General features: G+C 61.6%; 14 protein-coding genes. 10 read left to right on the plus strand and 4 right to left on the minus strand.

The genetic code is table 11. From position 1 onward, the window contains the following. Nucleotides 1–9 precede the first annotated feature (9 nt). The 3 genes from JQN66_RS04950 to JQN66_RS04960 are packed head-to-tail and all read right to left on the minus strand — an operon-like array spanning nt 10 to nt 2,365. Nucleotides 10–402, minus strand: coding sequence for a hypothetical protein (locus JQN66_RS04950; protein ID WP_204676876.1), 393 nt, complete (start codon nt 400–402; stop codon nt 10–12). A gap of 15 nt (nt 403–417) precedes the next feature. Further along, entirely contained in the window at nt 418–1,134 is a 717-nt protein-coding gene (locus JQN66_RS04955) for a LytR/AlgR family response regulator transcription factor (protein ID WP_188947696.1), read from the minus strand. Between the two features lie 49 nt (nt 1,135–1,183). Then, nucleotides 1,184–2,365, minus strand: coding sequence for a sensor histidine kinase (locus tag JQN66_RS04960; protein WP_204676877.1), 1,182 nt, complete (start codon nt 2,363–2,365; stop codon nt 1,184–1,186). 211 nt (nt 2,366–2,576) lie between these two features. Between JQN66_RS04960 and JQN66_RS04965 the strand changes: the two genes are divergently transcribed. Together JQN66_RS04965 and JQN66_RS04970 are read left to right on the plus strand one after the other, a co-directional pair. Further along, the gene (locus tag JQN66_RS04965) at nt 2,577–2,924 is read left to right on the plus strand and encodes a DUF485 domain-containing protein (RefSeq protein ID WP_204676878.1); all 348 of its coding nucleotides are present in this window, start codon (nt 2,577–2,579) and stop codon (nt 2,922–2,924) included. Between the two features lie 11 nt (nt 2,925–2,935). Beyond that, nucleotides 2,936–4,543: a solute symporter family protein gene (locus JQN66_RS04970; protein WP_417372844.1), complete on the plus strand. Its 1,608-nt coding sequence runs from the start codon at nt 2,936–2,938 to the stop codon at nt 4,541–4,543. Between the two features lie 78 nt (nt 4,544–4,621). Here JQN66_RS04970 and JQN66_RS04975 read toward each other — a convergent pair whose 3' ends face one another. Then, nucleotides 4,622–5,092, minus strand: coding sequence for an Lrp/AsnC family transcriptional regulator (locus tag JQN66_RS04975; protein WP_204676880.1), 471 nt, complete (start codon nt 5,090–5,092; stop codon nt 4,622–4,624). A gap of 150 nt (nt 5,093–5,242) precedes the next feature. Between JQN66_RS04975 and pdhA the strand changes: the two genes are divergently transcribed. The 8 genes from pdhA (at nt 5,243) to JQN66_RS05015 (ending at nt 16,574) form a co-directional block, all read left to right on the plus strand. Then, nucleotides 5,243–6,361 (plus strand): pyruvate dehydrogenase (acetyl-transferring) E1 component subunit alpha, encoded by a 1,119-nt coding sequence (gene pdhA, locus JQN66_RS04980; RefSeq protein WP_204676881.1) that lies wholly within the window; start codon nt 5,243–5,245, stop codon nt 6,359–6,361. After that, nucleotides 6,361–7,362 carry an alpha-ketoacid dehydrogenase subunit beta gene (locus JQN66_RS04985; RefSeq protein ID WP_204676882.1) on the plus strand — a complete coding sequence of 334 codons (1,002 nt, stop codon included), beginning with the start codon at nt 6,361–6,363 and terminating at the stop codon, nt 7,360–7,362. Before pdhA ends, JQN66_RS04985 begins: the two co-directional genes overlap by 1 nt. Next, on the plus strand, nt 7,362–8,702 hold the full coding sequence (locus JQN66_RS04990) for a dihydrolipoamide acetyltransferase family protein (RefSeq protein ID WP_204676883.1): 1,341 nt from the start codon (nt 7,362–7,364) through the stop codon (nt 8,700–8,702). Before JQN66_RS04985 ends, JQN66_RS04990 begins: the two co-directional genes overlap by 1 nt. A gap of 196 nt (nt 8,703–8,898) precedes the next feature. Beyond that, nucleotides 8,899–10,545, plus strand: coding sequence for a peptide ABC transporter substrate-binding protein (locus JQN66_RS04995; RefSeq protein WP_204676884.1), 1,647 nt, complete (start codon nt 8,899–8,901; stop codon nt 10,543–10,545). 190 nt (nt 10,546–10,735) lie between these two features. After that, on the plus strand, nt 10,736–11,662 hold the full coding sequence (locus JQN66_RS05000) for an ABC transporter permease (protein WP_204676885.1): 927 nt from the start codon (nt 10,736–10,738) through the stop codon (nt 11,660–11,662). Beyond that, on the plus strand, nt 11,655–12,665 hold the full coding sequence (locus JQN66_RS05005; protein WP_204676886.1) for an ABC transporter permease: 1,011 nt from the start codon (nt 11,655–11,657) through the stop codon (nt 12,663–12,665). Before JQN66_RS05000 ends, JQN66_RS05005 begins: the two co-directional genes overlap by 8 nt. Before the next feature lie 3 nt (nt 12,666–12,668). Continuing rightward, complete coding sequence (locus JQN66_RS05010; RefSeq protein WP_204676887.1) at nt 12,669–14,312, plus strand: ABC transporter ATP-binding protein; 1,644 nt, start codon at nt 12,669–12,671, stop codon at nt 14,310–14,312. 459 nt (nt 14,313–14,771) lie between these two features. Next, a complete protein-coding gene (locus JQN66_RS05015; protein WP_204676888.1) occupies nt 14,772–16,574 on the plus strand; it encodes an ABC transporter family substrate-binding protein in 1,803 nt (600 codons plus the stop codon). Nucleotides 16,575–16,581 lie beyond the last annotated feature (7 nt).

Here is a 16,581-nt window from a genome sequence, read left to right on the forward strand (position 1 = left end):
GAAAGCAGATTAATCACGGCTGATGCTCCGGTAGCGTTTCTCGTTGCGTGCCGCGGCGCCGTTGAACAGCATGCCGGCCACGATGATCAGCGGATAGATCCCCACTCCGAGAATCCACCAGGGCAAGGGGATATGCCACAGGGTGAATTCATAGACCGCCGGCCAGAAGGCGAGCAGCGCGCTGATCCCCACAAGCATGGTCAGCAGGCCGGCGGCCACGGCGCAGGCAAGACGCAGCTGGGAGCGGATAAGCTGTTGGACGTAGAATTCCTGGGCAGTGTGCTCGGGCTTGGCCGTGGCAATGGTCAGCGAGGCATCCTGCGGAGCTTGGACGCGCACCCGCTGCGGGCGCTGCTCGGCAAATCGTCCGGGCAGGGGAGCCTCCGGGGAGTCGCGCTTCACGGAATCACGCCGTACCTAGAGCGGTCGGACGCGGTTGGCTGCCAGGCGTTCGCGCAGGTAGGGCAGTGCGCGCCGGGAGATGGGAAGCTCGGTCCCGTTGACCAGCACTGCCGCCTTTCCGGTCTGCAGCCGGACATTTTCGATCTTGTCCATGCTCACCAGGTAGGAGCGGTGGATGCGCACGTAGCCCGATTCCGCCCACTGCTGCTCCAGATCGTTCAGCGGGACGCGGATCAGGTAGCTGGATTCCTTGGTATGCAGGCGGGCGTAGTCGCCCTGCGCCTGGACATAGGCGATGTCGCCGCGGGGGATGAGCTTGGTGATGCCGCCCTGGTCCACGGTGATCATTTCGGGCTTAGACGGGGCTTCTTCCACCAGCTCGCACAGGCGCCGCACGGACTCGGCCAGGCGCTGCGGGCGGATGGGCTTCAGCACGTAGTCGACGGCGGCGAGTTCGAAGGCTTCCAACGCCTGGTCTTCGTCGGCGGTCACGAAGACCACCAAGGGCGGATTGGCGAAGCGGGAGATGACCCGGGCGATATCCAGGCCGGACAGCGCGGGCATGTGGATGTCGAGGAAGAGGGCGTCCACTTCGTTTTCCTCCAGCGCCTTCAACGCGGCGGCACCAGACGTTGCACGGTGGATTTTCCCGATTCGGGAGTCCTGGCTCAGGAGGAACGCGATTTCTTCCACCGCAGGAAGTTCGTCGTCGGCGACAACCACATTAATCATGAATTGATTCTATCGTTTTTGTTTCGTTTACCTTGGGGCATTTCAGATTTCATTCGTTTATCGAACCCTTGCCGGGGGCCAGGAACTTCGGGATGCGCAGGGTGATCTGGGTGCCGGCCCCCGGCGCAGTGTCGATGATCAGCCCGTTCGAATTGCCGTAGAGCTGGCGAAGACGCACGTCTACGTTGCGCAGCCCCACATGCATGTTGACGGTGGTGCCTGCCAGCACGCTGGCCAGTTGCTCCGGATCCATGCCCACGCCGTCGTCCTCGACGCTGATGACCGCGTGCATGCCGTCCTCGGTGGCGGTGATGGAGATAACCCCGCCGTCGGGCCTGGCCTCCAATCCGTGGCGCACCGCGTTCTCCACCAGCGGCTGCAGCGAGAGGAACGGGATCTTGGTCGGGAGCACCTCCGGGGCGATCTGCAATGACACCCTGATGCGGTCGCCGAAGCGGGCCTTTTCAAGCAGCAGGTAGCGGTCGATGGCCTCCAGTTCTTCGGCCAGGGTGGTGAATTCCCCGCGGCGACGGAAGGAATAGCGGGTGAAATCCGCGAACTCGATCACCAGCTCACGGGCGCGGGCGGGATCCGTGTTGATGAAGGAGGCGATGGCGTTCAACGAGTTGTAGATGAAGTGGGGGGAAATCTGCGCCCGCAGCGCCCGCATCTGGGCTTCGAGCAGCATTGCCTTGTTTTCATCCAGCTGGGCGGTGGAGACCTGTGCGGAGACGAAGACGGCCACCTCGGAGACGGCGCGGACGAATCCGGCTCCGGCCCGCGGGCTCAGTGCGGTCACGGTTCCCACCGGCTGGTTTCCCACCATGATCGGCGCCGCCACGAAATCCTGGCCGGAGAGCCGCTTCACCTGGGTTTTCCCGGTGGCCAGGACGGTGGCGAAGGTTTCTGACGCCTGTTCTTCGAGGTCCGCGGTGAACTCGATGCCGGCGTCCGTGGCAAGGATGTGACGGGTATCGGAGATCAGCAGGACCGGGCAGTTCAGCAGCTTGCGCAGCGCCTTGGCGCTCTTGGCGGCGCCTTCCACTGTCAGTCCGCGTTCCAGGTGCGGAACGGCGACGGACATGTGGTGAAGGGTGGTGAAGGTCGCTTCATCCGCGTCGGTCCCCATCTCCTTGGTCGAACGGGAGATCTTGAATCCGAAATACCCGATGACGGCAATGCCGACCGTCACGATGGTGACGATGAGGGTGATCTGCAGGGCTGGGGACATGTATCAATCCTAAGGTCACAACCCGCAGGCTGACCGCTTGTCGCCGCCGAATGCGCCGTTGGGCGCAGGTTTTGCTCCGTTGAGCCATGACTGAGCCCAACCCCCTAGTCGGAGGCGGAACTTTCGCAGATAGTGAACTTAGTCACAGTAAAGATGTGCCTTGCATCACATCGGTTTTTTATCATCCAACCACCCGCACAAGGAGGGCATCATGAGTGCCAATCCCCACCACAATGTCGAAGACGACATTGACTTCGTGGCGGAGAGCAAGTCGGAGGAATTCCAGGAACTGCGCCGCACCCACCGCAGCTTTGTATTCCCGATGGCTATCTTCTTCCTCGTTTGGTATTTCGCCTACGTTCTTTTGGCCGACTACTTCCACGACTTCATGTCCATCAAGGTCCTGGGCAATATCAACATGGGTATCTTCCTAGGCCTGCTGCAGTTCGTGTCCACTTTCGCCATCACCGCGGCCTACGTGAGCTTCTCCAACAAGAAGCTCGACCCGAAGGCCACCAAGATCCGTGAGCGTCTGGAGAACCAGGGAGCAGATCAGTGAACAACCTAACCATCCTTGCGGCGGCGGCTGAGAAGACCACCGTCGGCAACCCGCTGGTGAATATCGCCATCTTCGTCGCCTTCGTCGGCGTTACCCTGGTGATCGTGCTCCGGGCCAGCAAGAACAACAAGACCGCCGCGGACTACTATGCCGGCGGCCGGTCCTTCACCGGGACCCAGAACGGCACCGCCATCGCCGGCGACTACCTGTCGGCTGCATCTTTCCTGGGCATTGTTGGCGCCATCGCCATCAACGGCTATGACGGCTTCCTGTACTCCATCGGCTTCCTCGTGGCCTGGCTGGTTGCCCTGCTGCTGGTGGCCGAGCTGCTGCGCAACACCGGCAAGTTCACCATGGCCGATGTGCTCTCCTTCCGCTTGAAGCAGCGCCCGGTGCGCATCGCCGCGGCGATCTCCACCCTCGCGGTGTGCGTGTTCTACCTGCTGGCTCAGATGGCCGGCGCCGGTGCGCTGGTGTCCCTGTTGCTGGGCATCGACAGCCGTGCAGGCCAGTCGCTGGTCATTGTCATCGTCGGCGCGCTGATGATCCTGTACGTACTGATCGGCGGCATGAAGGGCACCACCTGGGTGCAGATCATCAAGGCCTGCCTGCTCATCGCCGGCGCGCTGATCATGACCGTGTGGACCTTGGCGATGTTCGGATTCAACTTCTCCGAGTTGCTGGGCAAGGCCGCCGAAGTGGCCGGAAACCCTGAAATCCTCAACCCTGGCATGCAGTACGGCAAGTCCGAAACTTCCAAGCTCGACTTCATCTCCCTGGCCCTGGCCTTGGTGCTCGGCACCGCCGGCCTGCCGCACGTGCTGATGCGCTTCTACACCGTGCCAACCGCCAAGGAAGCCCGCAAGTCGGTCGTCTGGGCCATCTGGCTGATCGGTGCCTTCTACCTGTTCACCCTGGTCCTCGGCTTCGGCGCCGGCGCCCTGATCGGCCCGGATAAGATCAAGGCCGCCCCGGGCGGCGTGAACTCCGCGGCACCGCTGCTGGCCTACGAATTGGGCGGCACGCTGCTGCTGGGACTGATCTCCGCAGTGGCCTTCGCGACCATCCTGGCCGTGGTGGCCGGCCTGACCATCACCGCAGCCGCATCCTTCGCCCACGATGTCTATGCATCGGTCATCTCCAAGGGCAAGAGCACCCCGGAGAAGGAAATGAAGGTTGCCCGTCGCACCGTACTGGTCATCGGCGTCTTCGCGATCGCCGGCGGCATCGGCGCCCAGGGTCAGAACGTCGCCTTCCTGGTGGCACTGGCCTTCGCGGTAGCTGCCTCGGCCAACCTGCCGACCATCCTCTACTCGCTGTTCTGGAAGGGCTTCAAGACCCGCGGTGCAGTCTGGTCGATGTACGGCGGCCTGGGCTCGGCCATCTTGCTGATCATCTTCTCGCCGGTCTTCTCCGGCGCGGAAACCTCGATGATCCCGAGCATCGACATCTCGATCTTCCCGCTGGCCAACCCTGGCATCGTCTCCATCCCGCTGGCATTCGTGCTCGGCTGGCTGGGCTCGATCACCGATCCGAGAACCGAGGATCCGGAAAAGGCGGCGGAAATGGAAGTTCGCTCGCTGACCGGTGTCGGTGCCGAGAAGGCGGTCGACCACTAGGAATACTGAATAGCTGGACCACGCGGCTGGGGGCCGATTCGCGAGAATCGGCCCCCAGTCGCTGTTTTGGTTTTTGGATCAGGCGCTGCGCAGCGAATGCTCCAGCAGCCGAGTGGTGCGGTAGGGGACCAGCTCCGCCATCGAGAGCGCCGAATCAGCTCGGTTGACCCCTTCGATATGCAGCAACTGGCCGTGGACACGGAAAAGTTCTTCGGCATCCTTGGCCGCAACCCGCACCAGGATGTCCGCCGATCCGGTCAGGCCGTGCGCTTCGAGTACTTCCGGAATCTGTTCCAGCTGGGCCGCGATGTCTTCCAGATGGCGCTGCTCCACATGCAACTCGACGAATGACAGCAGCCCGTAGCCCAGGGACTGCGCGGGAATGCGCCGGTCGAGCGAATCGAGGACCTCGTTCTCCAGCCGGGTGATACGGGTTTGCACCGTATTGCGGCCCAGGCCCAGCGTGGTGGCCACGGCGGAGGCGGTCCGCTTCGCGGCGGTGGACAGCGCGAGCAGGATGCGGCGGTCCGTCTGGTCTAGTTGCTGCATAATGAGCACGTTAGCACTGAAATCGCAGTGCCAACAGTGCGTTTTGCCCTAATTTGAATCTAGCCATTGTGCAATCTGCGTGGCGTGAGTAGCATCACATTAAGCCCGAAGTGTGAAACTACCCCGGGCACCGACTACGCGAGAGTAAGGATGCTGATCGTGTCCACCAAGCACATCGATGTAGCCGCAGAGTGCATACCTACGCACCAGCTGCTGAACGTCGCCGGGGAACGAGTCCCGGATCGAGAACTAGACCATTACGTCACCAAGCTGACCGAGTCGGACTTGGTGGATTTCCTGAGGGACATGGTTGTCCTGCGGCGCTTGGACAACGAAGCGACCGCGCTGCAGCGCCAAGGCGAGTTGGGGCTGTGGGCCCCGCTGCTCGGCCAGGAGGCCGCGCAGATCGGTTCGGTGCGCGCCACCCGCGATTCCGATTTCATCTTCCCCTCCTACCGTGAGCATGGAGTGGCCTGGGCCAGGGGAGTGAAGGCTGAAGACCTCCTCAGCGTCTGGCGCGGGGCGCAGTCCAGCGGATGGAACCCCAACGAAGTGAACATCGCCTGCCAGCAGATCGTTATCGGAGCGCAGACCCTGCACGCCGCCGGCTACGGCATGGGCATCAAGTTCGACGGAAGCGACGACGTGGCTATCGCCTACTTCGGCGATGGCGCCACCAGCCAGGGTGACGTCAGCGAGGCGATGGTCTTCGCCGCCAGTTACCAAGCACCGGTACTGTTCTTCTGCCAGAACAACCAGTGGGCCATTTCCGAGCCCGTGGCGCTGCAGAGCCGCACGCAGATTGCCGACCGCGCCCACGGTTTCGGCCTGAAAACCTGGCGCGTGGACGGCAACGACATCCTGGCCGTCTACGCCGCCACCCAGGCCGCCTTGGCGCACTGCCGCAACGGGCTGGGCCCCACCTTCATCGAAGCGGTCACCTACCGCATGGGCTCGCACACCACCGCCGATGACCCGACCCGCTACCGCAAGCCCGAAGAGCTGGAGCAGTGGAAGGCCAAGGACCCCATCGACCGACTGGTCAAGTACCTGCACGTGATCGGCGCCGACGTCCAGTCCTATGAGCAACGAGCACAGAACGCCGCCGACGAGCTGGCCGCGCAGCTGCGTGCTGCCATCACCGCGATGCCGGACCCTGCCGTGGCCGAACTGTTCGACAACGTCTATTCAGAGGCGCATGAGCCCAGCACCCGGGCACGCGAGGGATACCTCGACTACCTGGCCGAGTTCGAGGAGGAGGGGCACTGATGGCCACCACCATGCTCAAGGCGTTGAACCAGTCGCTGCGCGACGCGCTCACCGAGGACGAGAAGGTGGTCCTGCTCGGCGAGGATATCGGAACCCTTGGCGGGGTCTTCCGCGTCACCGACGGACTGAAGAAGGAATTCGGTGAACACCGGGTCGTCGACACCCCGCTGGCCGAGTCCGGCATCGTGGGCGCCGCCATCGGCCTGGCCTACCGAGGCTACCGGCCGGTGGTCGAGATCCAATTCGACGGGTTCACCTATCCCGCCTTCGACCAGCTGGTCTCCCAGCTGGCCAAGCTGCACTACCGTTCGCGCGGCCGGGTGAAGATGCCGGTCACCGTGCGCATTCCCTATGGCGGAGGCATCGGCTCGCCCGAACACCACAGCGAATCCCCGGAAGCCTACTTCGCCCACACCGCCGGCCTGCGCGTTTTCGCGCCGTCCAGCGTGCAGGATGCCTATACGATGCTGCGCCAGGCCATCGCGAGCGACGATCCGGTGATTTATTTCGAACCCAAGCGCCGCTACCACGAGAAGGCGGAGGTCGAGCTCGCTACGCCGGAGAACGACTCTTCGCCGAAGGCCAGAGTTCTGCGCGAAGGCGGGGACGTGACGGTCGTAGGCTACGGCCCGACCACCTATACGCTCCTGGACGCGGCGCAGGCGGCGGAAGACGAAGGCGTCAGCTTGGAGGTCATCGACCTGCGCAGCCTAGATCCGCTGGATATCGACACGGTCGCGGAATCGGTGAAGCGCACCGGCAAGCTCGTGGTGGTTCACGAGGCCAGCCGCACCAGCGGGCTGGGAGCAGAGATCTGCGCCCAGATCACCGAGACCTGCTTCGACTACCTGGAGCACGCGCCGCTGCGGGTCACCGGCTTCGACGTCCCCTACCCGCCGTCCCGGCTCGAAAGCCACCACCTGCCAGATCTCGACAGGGTGATGCATGCGGTTGACACCGTGATGCGCCACCACGAGGCAACCGAAGGAGCTGCCAAGTGATGACCGCCCAAACTTTCAAGCTGCCGGACCTCGGAGAAGGGCTGACCGAATCCGAGGTGCTGAACTGGAAAATCAAGGTCGGCGAGCACGTCAGCCTGAACCAGATCATTGCCGAGGTGGAAACGGCCAAGGCAGTGGTCGAGCTTCCCTCGCCCTTCGCGGGCATCGTGCAGAAGCTGCATGCCGACGAGGGCCAGGTGGTTCCCGTGGGAGGTCCCTTGGTGACCTTCGACGACCAGCCGGTGGAGCCCCAAGCCAAAGACGGGGAGAAATCCGGCGCGGGAACCCCGGGGCATCAGGGCGGTGCCGCCGAGCGGACACCGACGCTGGTGGGTTATGGTGCTCCGGCTGCCAGCGGCAAGCGGCCGGCCCGCCGCGGCCGCGGCAAGCCAGCTGCCGTCGACAGCGCTGCTGCTACTGACAGCCCGGCCGCCGTGCACGAAGCGGCGCGGACAACGGTTGCGCGCAGTACGCCGCCCGTCCGCAAGCTCGCCAGAGACCACGGCATAGATATCGCGCAGGTGAAAGGCAGCGGGCCGGACGGCCTGGTGCTGCGCCGGGATGTCGAAGCTCTTATTAGTTCTTCTGCTGAACCCGCGGCGGATCAGCGGCCGGTTTCGGACGTGCCGGCAGCTGGCAACGGGCAGACCCGGGTCAAGATCAGCGCCATGCGAAGGGCCACGGCCAATGCCATGGTGCAGTCGGCATTCACCGCGCCACATGCCACCGAGTTCTTGATGGTCGACGTCACGAAGTCCTTGGATCTGATTGACAAGCTCCGCGCCCGTCGCGAATTCAGGAACCTCAAGCTGAATATCACGTCGCTGACGGCGCTGGTGGTTTCGCGCCTGCTGCTGAACTTCCCCAGCGTCAATGCGCGGTGGGACGGCGAGAATGATGAAATCATCCACTACGCGGACGTGAATCTCGGCATGGCTGTCGCCAGCGACCGTGGGCTGCTTGTCCCTGTGCTCAAAGAGGCGCAGAATAAGCCATTAACATCACTGGCCGCTGAATTGTCGGAGCTCATCGAGCACGCGAGGTCCGGCAGCCTGACCGCGTCCCAGCTGTCCGGCGGCACTTTTTCAATCACGAACGTTGGGGTGTTCGGCGTCGATGCCGGTACACCTATTCTGCCTCCTGGGCAGACCGGGATTCTCGCCTTAGGCCAAGTCAAACCGAGGCCTTGGGAATACCGAGGGGAAGTAGCGCTACGGCATACCTCGACGCTGGCATTGTCCTTCGACCACAGGGTGGTGGATGGAAAAGAAGCCAGTGAGTTACTTGCCGGTATCGGTGCGGTTCTTGAAGATCCCGGAATGATGAACTTTTTTCTTTAATCGCGTCTAGCTATTGACGTGTGGTCATATCATAAGTTCGAATGACTAAAAGATTGTCAAGCACTACTTTCATGATTATTCATTGGTTGTTTCGCAATATTTGATGTAATCTCATTCACTAAGTGCTATAGCTCACGCTATACCGCACGGCTCCGCGAATTGCGGAAGCAGCAACGAACTGTTGAGGAGAAATAGGATGCGATTCTCGCACGCATCGAAGGCCGTGGCTCTGTCCGCTGCCCTGGCATTGACCCTGTCGGCATGTGGCGGCGGCTCGTCTGAAACCCCTGAGGGCAACGGCGACGCACAGGCAGGCGACACTTCATACATTGTTTCGGCAAACACGACCGAGCCGCAGAACGGTCTGCTGCCGGCCAACACCAACGAAGTTGGTGGCGGCCGCGTCATGGATCTGATCTTCACCGGTCTGGTGAGCTACACCGCCGATGGCAAGACCCAGAATGAACTGGCCGAGTCGATCGAAACCACCGACTCGCAGAACTACACCATCAAGATCAAGTCCGGCCAGACCTTCTCCGATGGTTCGCCGGTGACCGCTGCTTCGTTCGTGGACGCCTGGAACTTCGGCGCTGCCGCAAAGAACGCCCAGCTCAACGCCTACTTCTTCGAGTCCATCAAGGGCTACGACAAGGTCAGTGCAGAGAAGTCGACCGACGACAAGATGGAAGGCCTGAAGGTCGTAGACGACACCACCTTCACCGTCGAGCTGTCCCAGCCTGAGTCCGACTTCCCGCTGCGCCTGGGCTACACCGCCTTCATGCCGCTGCCTGAAGCCGCTTTCAAGGATCCGAAGGCCTTCGGCGAAAACCCGGTTGGCAACGGCCCCTACAAGCTGACCACCTGGAACCACGACGTCAACCTGAAGCTGGATGTCAACGAGAGCTACGACGGCCCTCGCAAGGCCCAGAACGGCGGCATCGACTTCAAGGTCTACCAGTCGACCGACTCGGCATACCAGGACCTTATTTCCGGAAACCTGGATGTCCTGGACCAGGTTCCACCAAGCCAGCTGGCTTCGTACCAGAGCGACCTGGGTGACCGTTCGGTCAACTCGCCGTACGCAGGCAATGCAACCATCACCATCCCGGGCTACCTGGATCACTTCAAGCAGGGCGAAGAGGGCAACCTCCGCCGTGCGGCAGTCTCGCAGGCTATCGACCGCCAGCTGATCATCGACAAGGTGTACCAGGGCGGTAAGGTTATCGCCAAGGAATTCACCGCACCGGTAATCGACGGCTACTCGGACAGCATTCCTGGCAACGAGGTGCTGACCTTCAACGCCGAGGCTGCCAAGAAGGCCTGGGCCGACGCAGATGCGATCTCCAAGTGGGATGCAGATGCAGAACTGTCCATCGGCTACAACGTTGACGGCGCCGGCAACAAGGAATACGTCGAGGCTGTTGTCAACCAGCTGAAGAACAACCTGGGCATCAACGCAGTGGCTAAGCCGTTCAGCTCCTTCAAGGAACTGCGCGAGCAGGTCACCGAGCGCAAGATGACCGGTGGCTTCCGTACCGGCTGGCAGGCTGACTACCCATCGCTGTACAACTTCCTCGGTGCTCTCTACGGCACCGGCGCTGGTTCCAACGATGGCGACTATTCGAACAAGGAATTCGACGCCAAGCTGAAGGAAGGCCTTGCAGCCACCGATCCAGCTGCAGGTGCCGAGATCTTCAACCAGGCTCAGGAAATCCTGATGAAGGACCTTCCTGCCATCCCGCTGTGGTACCAGGCTGTTCAGGGCGGCTGGAGCGAGAACGTCTCCAACGTCGAATTCGGTTGGAACGGTGTCCCGCTGTACAACGAGATCACCGGCAAGTAACTACGCTCAGCATTCAGCCTGATCAAAGGCTAGATTAGCTGGGAACAACGTCAAGGGAGACCCGCAAAAACCAGGGTCTCCCTTTGGCGTGTCTGTCCTGCCTCGCAACAAAGTAACGTCGGATAACCTCCGACGGAAAGAGGAAAATAATGGCCAAGCGCCCTCTGGTGTCTCGAGGTGAGATGCAAGCATGTTAAGTTTTACCCTCAAGCGTATTGCGCAGCTGATTCCGGTATTCATCGGCGCCACGTTGCTGGTGTACTTCCTGGTCTTTGCGACCCCGGGCGACCCTATCGCGGCACTGTCCGGCGGCAAGCCGATGACTCCCGCTACCGAAGCTGCACTTCGCGCACAATACAATCTCGACCAGCCATTCTGGATCCAGTACGGTCTGTATCTGAAGAACCTGGTGACCTTCGACCTCGGCATGTCCTTCTCTGGCCAGCCAGTGGCGGACCTGCTCGGACGCGCCTTCCCCGTGACCGCCCGTTTGGCGATCTTGGCATTGCTGATCGAGGGCGTTTTCGGCATCATCTTCGGCGTGATCGCCGGTATGCGCAAGGGCAAGTTCTTTGACTCGACCATCCTGGTTGCTTCGCTGATCGTTATTGCCGTTCCCACCTTCGTGCTCGGTTTCGTGCTGCAGTTCGTGATTGGTGTGAAGCTCGAGTGGGCCAAGCCCACCGTTTCCGGTGCCGGTACGTGGAGTGAGCTGATTCTCCCCGCCATGGTTCTGGGCTTGGTTTCGCTGGCCTACGTTATTCGCCTGACCCGTACCTCGGTAATCGAGAACAAGAGCGCGGACTACGTGCGAACCGCGACGGCCAAGGGCCTGAGCCGCAATCGCGTGGTGCGGGTGCATATCCTGCGCAACTCGCTGATTCCCGTGGTGACCTTCCTGGGTGCCGACCTCGGCTCGCTCATGGGCGGCGCCATCGTGACCGAAGGTATCTTCAACGTCCCCGGCGTCGGAAACCTTTTGTATCGGGCAATCCTCAAGGGCGAGACGCCAACCGTTGTCGCCGTGGTCGGTGTCCTGGTGATCGTTTTCGTGCTCGCCAACCTGATCGTGGATATGCTGTACGCCCTGCTTGACCCGAGGATCCGTTATGCCTGAGAACCAGAACCATAATTCCGAAGCCGGCCTGCCCCTCAACCGCCGTGCAGGCAAGGTCTCCAAGTACAAGATTGAGCACTACGTCGCTCCGCTGGACGAGACGCCGTTGCAGGCAGTCGACTCCGTCAAGGAGACCGGCAAGCCGCTGTCCATGTGGGCCGAGGCCTGGCGCTCGCTGCGCAAGCAGCCTTTGTTCATCATTTCCGCGATCCTGATTCTCGCGGTCATCATTGTTGCTGCGTTCCCGCAGTGGTTCACGTCGCAAGACCCCACGTACTGCGCGTTGGAGAATTCGAACGAGCCGGGGCGCGAAGGCCACATCATGGGCTTCAACCTCCAAGGCTGCGACATCTACTCGCGCGTCATCTACGGTACGCGAGCTTCGCTGCTCGTCGGCATCTTCACGACCTTGATCGTGATCATCGTCGGTGGCACCATCGGTGCATTGGCTGGCTTCTACGGCGGCTGGATCGATACCATCTTGGCCCGACTGGGCGACATCTTCTTCGCCCTGCCGCTGATCCTCGGTGCAATCATCGTCATGCAGCTGCCTGCCTTCCGCGAAAACAAGAGTGTCTGGACGGTCATTATCACGCTGGCTATCTTCGGTTGGCCGCAGCTGGCCCGCATCACCCGCGGCGCCGTGATCGAAGCGCGCAATGCGGACTTCGTCAAGGCTTCGCGCTCGCTGGGTCTGTCCAAGTTCAAGTCGCTGGTCAAGCACGTGCTGCCGAACTCGCTGGCCCCGATCATCGTGGTCGCGACCGTGAACCTCGGTGTGTACATCGTGGCCGAGGCAACCCTGTCCTTCCTGGGCGTCGGTCTGCCCCCGGAGATCATGAGCTGGGGCAACGATATTGCCTCGGCGCAGACCCAGCTCCGCAACAACCCGATGATGCTGATGTGGCCTGCACTGTTCCTTTCGGTGACGGTCTTGAGCTTCATCATGCTCGGCGATGCAGTGCGTGACGCACTGGATCCCAAGGCCCGGAAGGGAGCCTAGCCCGTGAGCGAGAACGCAACTCCTAAGCCGCTGCTTGAAGTCAAGGATCTGGCGATCACCTTCTCCACTCCTGACGGACCGGTGCATGCGGTGCGCGACGCCAACTTCACCGTGATGCCCGGCGAAACCGTGGCCATCGTGGGCGAGTCCGGATCCGGCAAGTCGACCTCGGCGCTGGCCGCCATCGGCCTGCTGGCCGGCAACGGCCGCGTGTCAGCCGGACAGATCCTGTTCGACGGTGAAGACATTGCCCACGCCAGCGAAAAGCGATTCGTTGAGCTGCGCGGCAACCACATCGGCATGGTTCCGCAGGACCCGATGTCGAACCTCAACCCGGTGTGGAAGATCGGATTCCAGGTCAAGGAAACCCTGAAGGCCAACGGCTTGGCTGGGGACAACCCCAAGAAGCGTGTGGCCCAGGTGCTGGCCGACGCAGGCCTGCCCAACCCGGAAGCCCGTGCCAATCAGTACCCGCACGAGTTCTCCGGCGGCATGCGCCAGCGCGCGCTGATCGCCATTGGCCTCGCCTGCCGTCCTCGCCTGCTGATCGCGGACGAGCCGACCAGTGCTCTGGACGTGACGGTGCAGCAGCAGATCCTGGATCATTTGGACACCATGACCAGTGAACTGGGCACCGCCGTGCTGCTGATCACCCACGACCTGGGCCTGGCCGCGGAGCGTGCCGAGAAGGTCGTCGTCATGTACAAGGGCCGCGTGGTCGAGTACGGGCCGGCGCTGGAGATCCTGCGCAACCCGAAGCACCCGTACACGCAGCGCCTGATCAACTCGGCTCCTTCGCTCTCCGCTGTGCGCGGAGACAAGCACGAGGCCGCTGTTGAAGAGACCTCCCCGGCCAAGGCCGAGCCGCTGTTGACCGTCAGCAACCTGACCAAGGTCTTCGATATCCGCAAGGGCTTCGGCAAGAAGGAAAAGTTCACCGCGGTGGACGACGTCTCCTTCGAGATTCCGAAGGGCACCACGACTGCTGTCGTGGGCGAGTCGGGTTCCGGCAAGTCGACCATCGCGCAGATGGTGTTGAACCTGCTGGACTCGACCAGCGGCGAGATCACCTTCGACGGCCAGCAGATCGGCAACCTGAGCGAGAAGCAGCTGTTCAAGTATCGCCGCCGCGTGCAGCCGATCTTCCAGGATCCGTATGGTTCGCTGGACCCGATGTACTCGATCTACCGCACGATCGAGGAGCCATTGCGCATCCACGGTATCGGCAACTCTGCCTCGCGCCAGAAGAAGGTCAAGGAGCTGCTCGACCAGGTTTCGATGCCTGCGGCAACCATGCACCGTTTCCCGAACGAGCTCTCCGGCGGCCAGCGCCAGCGCATCGCGATTGCGCGTGCCCTGGCCCTGCAGCCGGAAATGATCGTCTGCGACGAGGCGGTTTCCGCACTGGACGTCCTGGTTCAGGCCCAAGTGCTGGAGCTCCTTGATGAGCTGCAGCGCGAAATGGGTCTGACCTACCTGTTCATCACCCACGATCTTGCCGTCGTACGCCAGATCGCGGACAACGTCTGCGTGATGGAACGTGGAAAGATCGTCGAGCAGGGTTCTGTCGACGATATTTTCGAGTCGCCGAAGAGCGACTACACGCGTAATCTGCTGGCGGCGATCCCGGGGGCAACCCTGATCTAGCCGACGCTGTGCATGCTGAAAAGAACGCCGCAACCGATCCGGGTTGCGGCGTTCTTTTTTGTGATTCCAGGAATTGCCTGGCTGCTTGATGACGTGCGCGAACGTCGATATTCAAGATTTGCTTTAGATTATTACTAGATCTACATTGCGTTACCAAACTGTTATAAATGGATTCGAATCGTGACTTCGACTCGGCTGCGCATCTGGTTGAATTTTCCCAATCTGAAAGAAACCCTTGAAATCTTGCGGGTGTGAGCTGGTTCGCATTAACTTGCCGGTAACATGTGAAATCCCGCGGTAACTTTTCGTTGCCTTCTCGTGACTATCTGAAGCGAATCTTTCTATATCCAAGACCGAAAATTCCAGTTAGTCTATTGGTCATTGGATCAGGTGTGACTTGATCCACACTGATTCGGAAGTTTCAGAACTCGTATCAATCGAAGATCTCAAGGAGGCGAAATGCGGTTTCAACGCGTTTCGAAGGCAGTCGTCGTAGGCGCAGCGATGGCAATGGCGCTGTCTGCATGTGCCCCAGGCGGAAGCGAAACCAGCCCATCGGCCAGCGAATCCGAAGGCGCGGGCAACGCCGGCGCTGAGGCGACCACCACCGGCCTAGCGGACCTGGGCGACATCACGACCAAGGATGGAACCATCAAGGTATCCATCGGCGCCCCTGAATTCATCAGCTACAACGGATTCACTCCGCAGACCTACTCCACCTACAACTCCGGCATCACCGACCGCATGTTCGCCGGCTTCACCTACTTCGGTACCGACGGCAAGATCTACGCGAACGAAGATCTGGGTAGCTTCGAGAAAATCAGCGATGATCCGCTGACCATCAAGTACACCATCGCCGACAACGCCAAGTGGTCCGATGGCACCGACATCACCACCGCTGACGCGGTGCTGGCTTGGGCCGTGCAGAACCTCAACCTGAACACCGGATCGAAGGAAAAGCCGCTGTTCTCCTCGGTCTCCACCGATCTTGGCGACACCGTCCCGAAGGGCCCCCAGGGTGATCCTGCGGGCAAGGAATTCACCGTGGAGTTCAAGGCTCCGGATCCGGACTGGCAGATCCAGACCTGGATGCTGCACCCGGCACACGTAGTTGCCAAGAAGGGTGGCCTGAGCACCGAAGAGTTCGTCGCGGCTGTCCGCGATGGCGACTCCAAGAAGCTGGAGAAGGCCGCCAAGTTCTGGAACACCGGCTGGACCACCAAGCCGGGCACCCTGCCGGACGAAGCGGACATGCCGGTTTCCGGTCCGTACAAGCTCGGTTCGTGGAAGGCTGGCGAGTCCGTCACGCTGACCGCCAACGAGAACTACTACGGCACCCCGGCGGCGACCAAGGAACTGAACTTCCGCTTCCTTGCCGATTCGGGCATGGTCCAGGCGCTGCAGAACAAGGACCTCGACGTCATCGGCCCGCAGCCGACCGTCGATACCCTGGAGCAGCTCAAGGGTCTGGGCAGCGCCGTCAACATCCAGCAGGGCGACACCTTGACCTGGGAGCACCTTGACTTCAACTTCGTCGACGGCAACGCGATGACCAATTTGGAATTGCGCAAGGCTTTCGCCATGTGCGTTCCACGCCAGGAAATCGTGGACAACCTGATCAAGCCGCTGAACCCTGGAGCACAGGTGATGAACCTGCGCGAGGTCTTCCCGTTCCAGGAGAACTACGCGGACACCGTGGCCGCAGCCTATGACGGACGCTACGACGAGGTCGACATCGACGGCGCCAAGAAGATCCTGGAGGATCAGGACGCGGTGGGCACCAAGGTGCGTATCGGCTACTCGGCACCGAACGAACGCCGCACCAACGAAGTTGCACAGATCAAGTCCTCGTGCGATAAGGCCGGCTTCGAGATCGTGGATGCAGGCGACCCGAAGTTCTTCGCACCGGGCGGAACCCAGGAGCGTGGCGACTACGAGGTAGCACTGTTCGCTTGGGCAGGTTCGGGCCAGATCTCCTCGGGCCAGAACATCTACGCGACCGGCAAGCCGCAGAACTACGGCAAGTACTCCAACGCCCAGGTCGATGCCGAATGGGAGACCCTGGCCACCTCGCTGGATCCAGCGGTGCATGCGGAGCAGACCAAGAAGATCGAGAAGCTGCTGTGGGATGACCTGTTCGGCATCCCGCTGTTCGCCCACCCGGGTCTGAGCGCTTCGGGCTCCGACATCCAGAATGTCCGCCACACGGCAACCCAGAACGGCATCGTCTGGAACGCCGAGCAGTGGGTGCGTGCTGAGTAGGCCTTCG

The sequence above is a fragment of the Glutamicibacter protophormiae genome (assembly GCF_016894325.1).
GTDB lineage: Bacteria > Actinomycetota > Actinomycetes > Actinomycetales > Micrococcaceae > Glutamicibacter > Glutamicibacter protophormiae.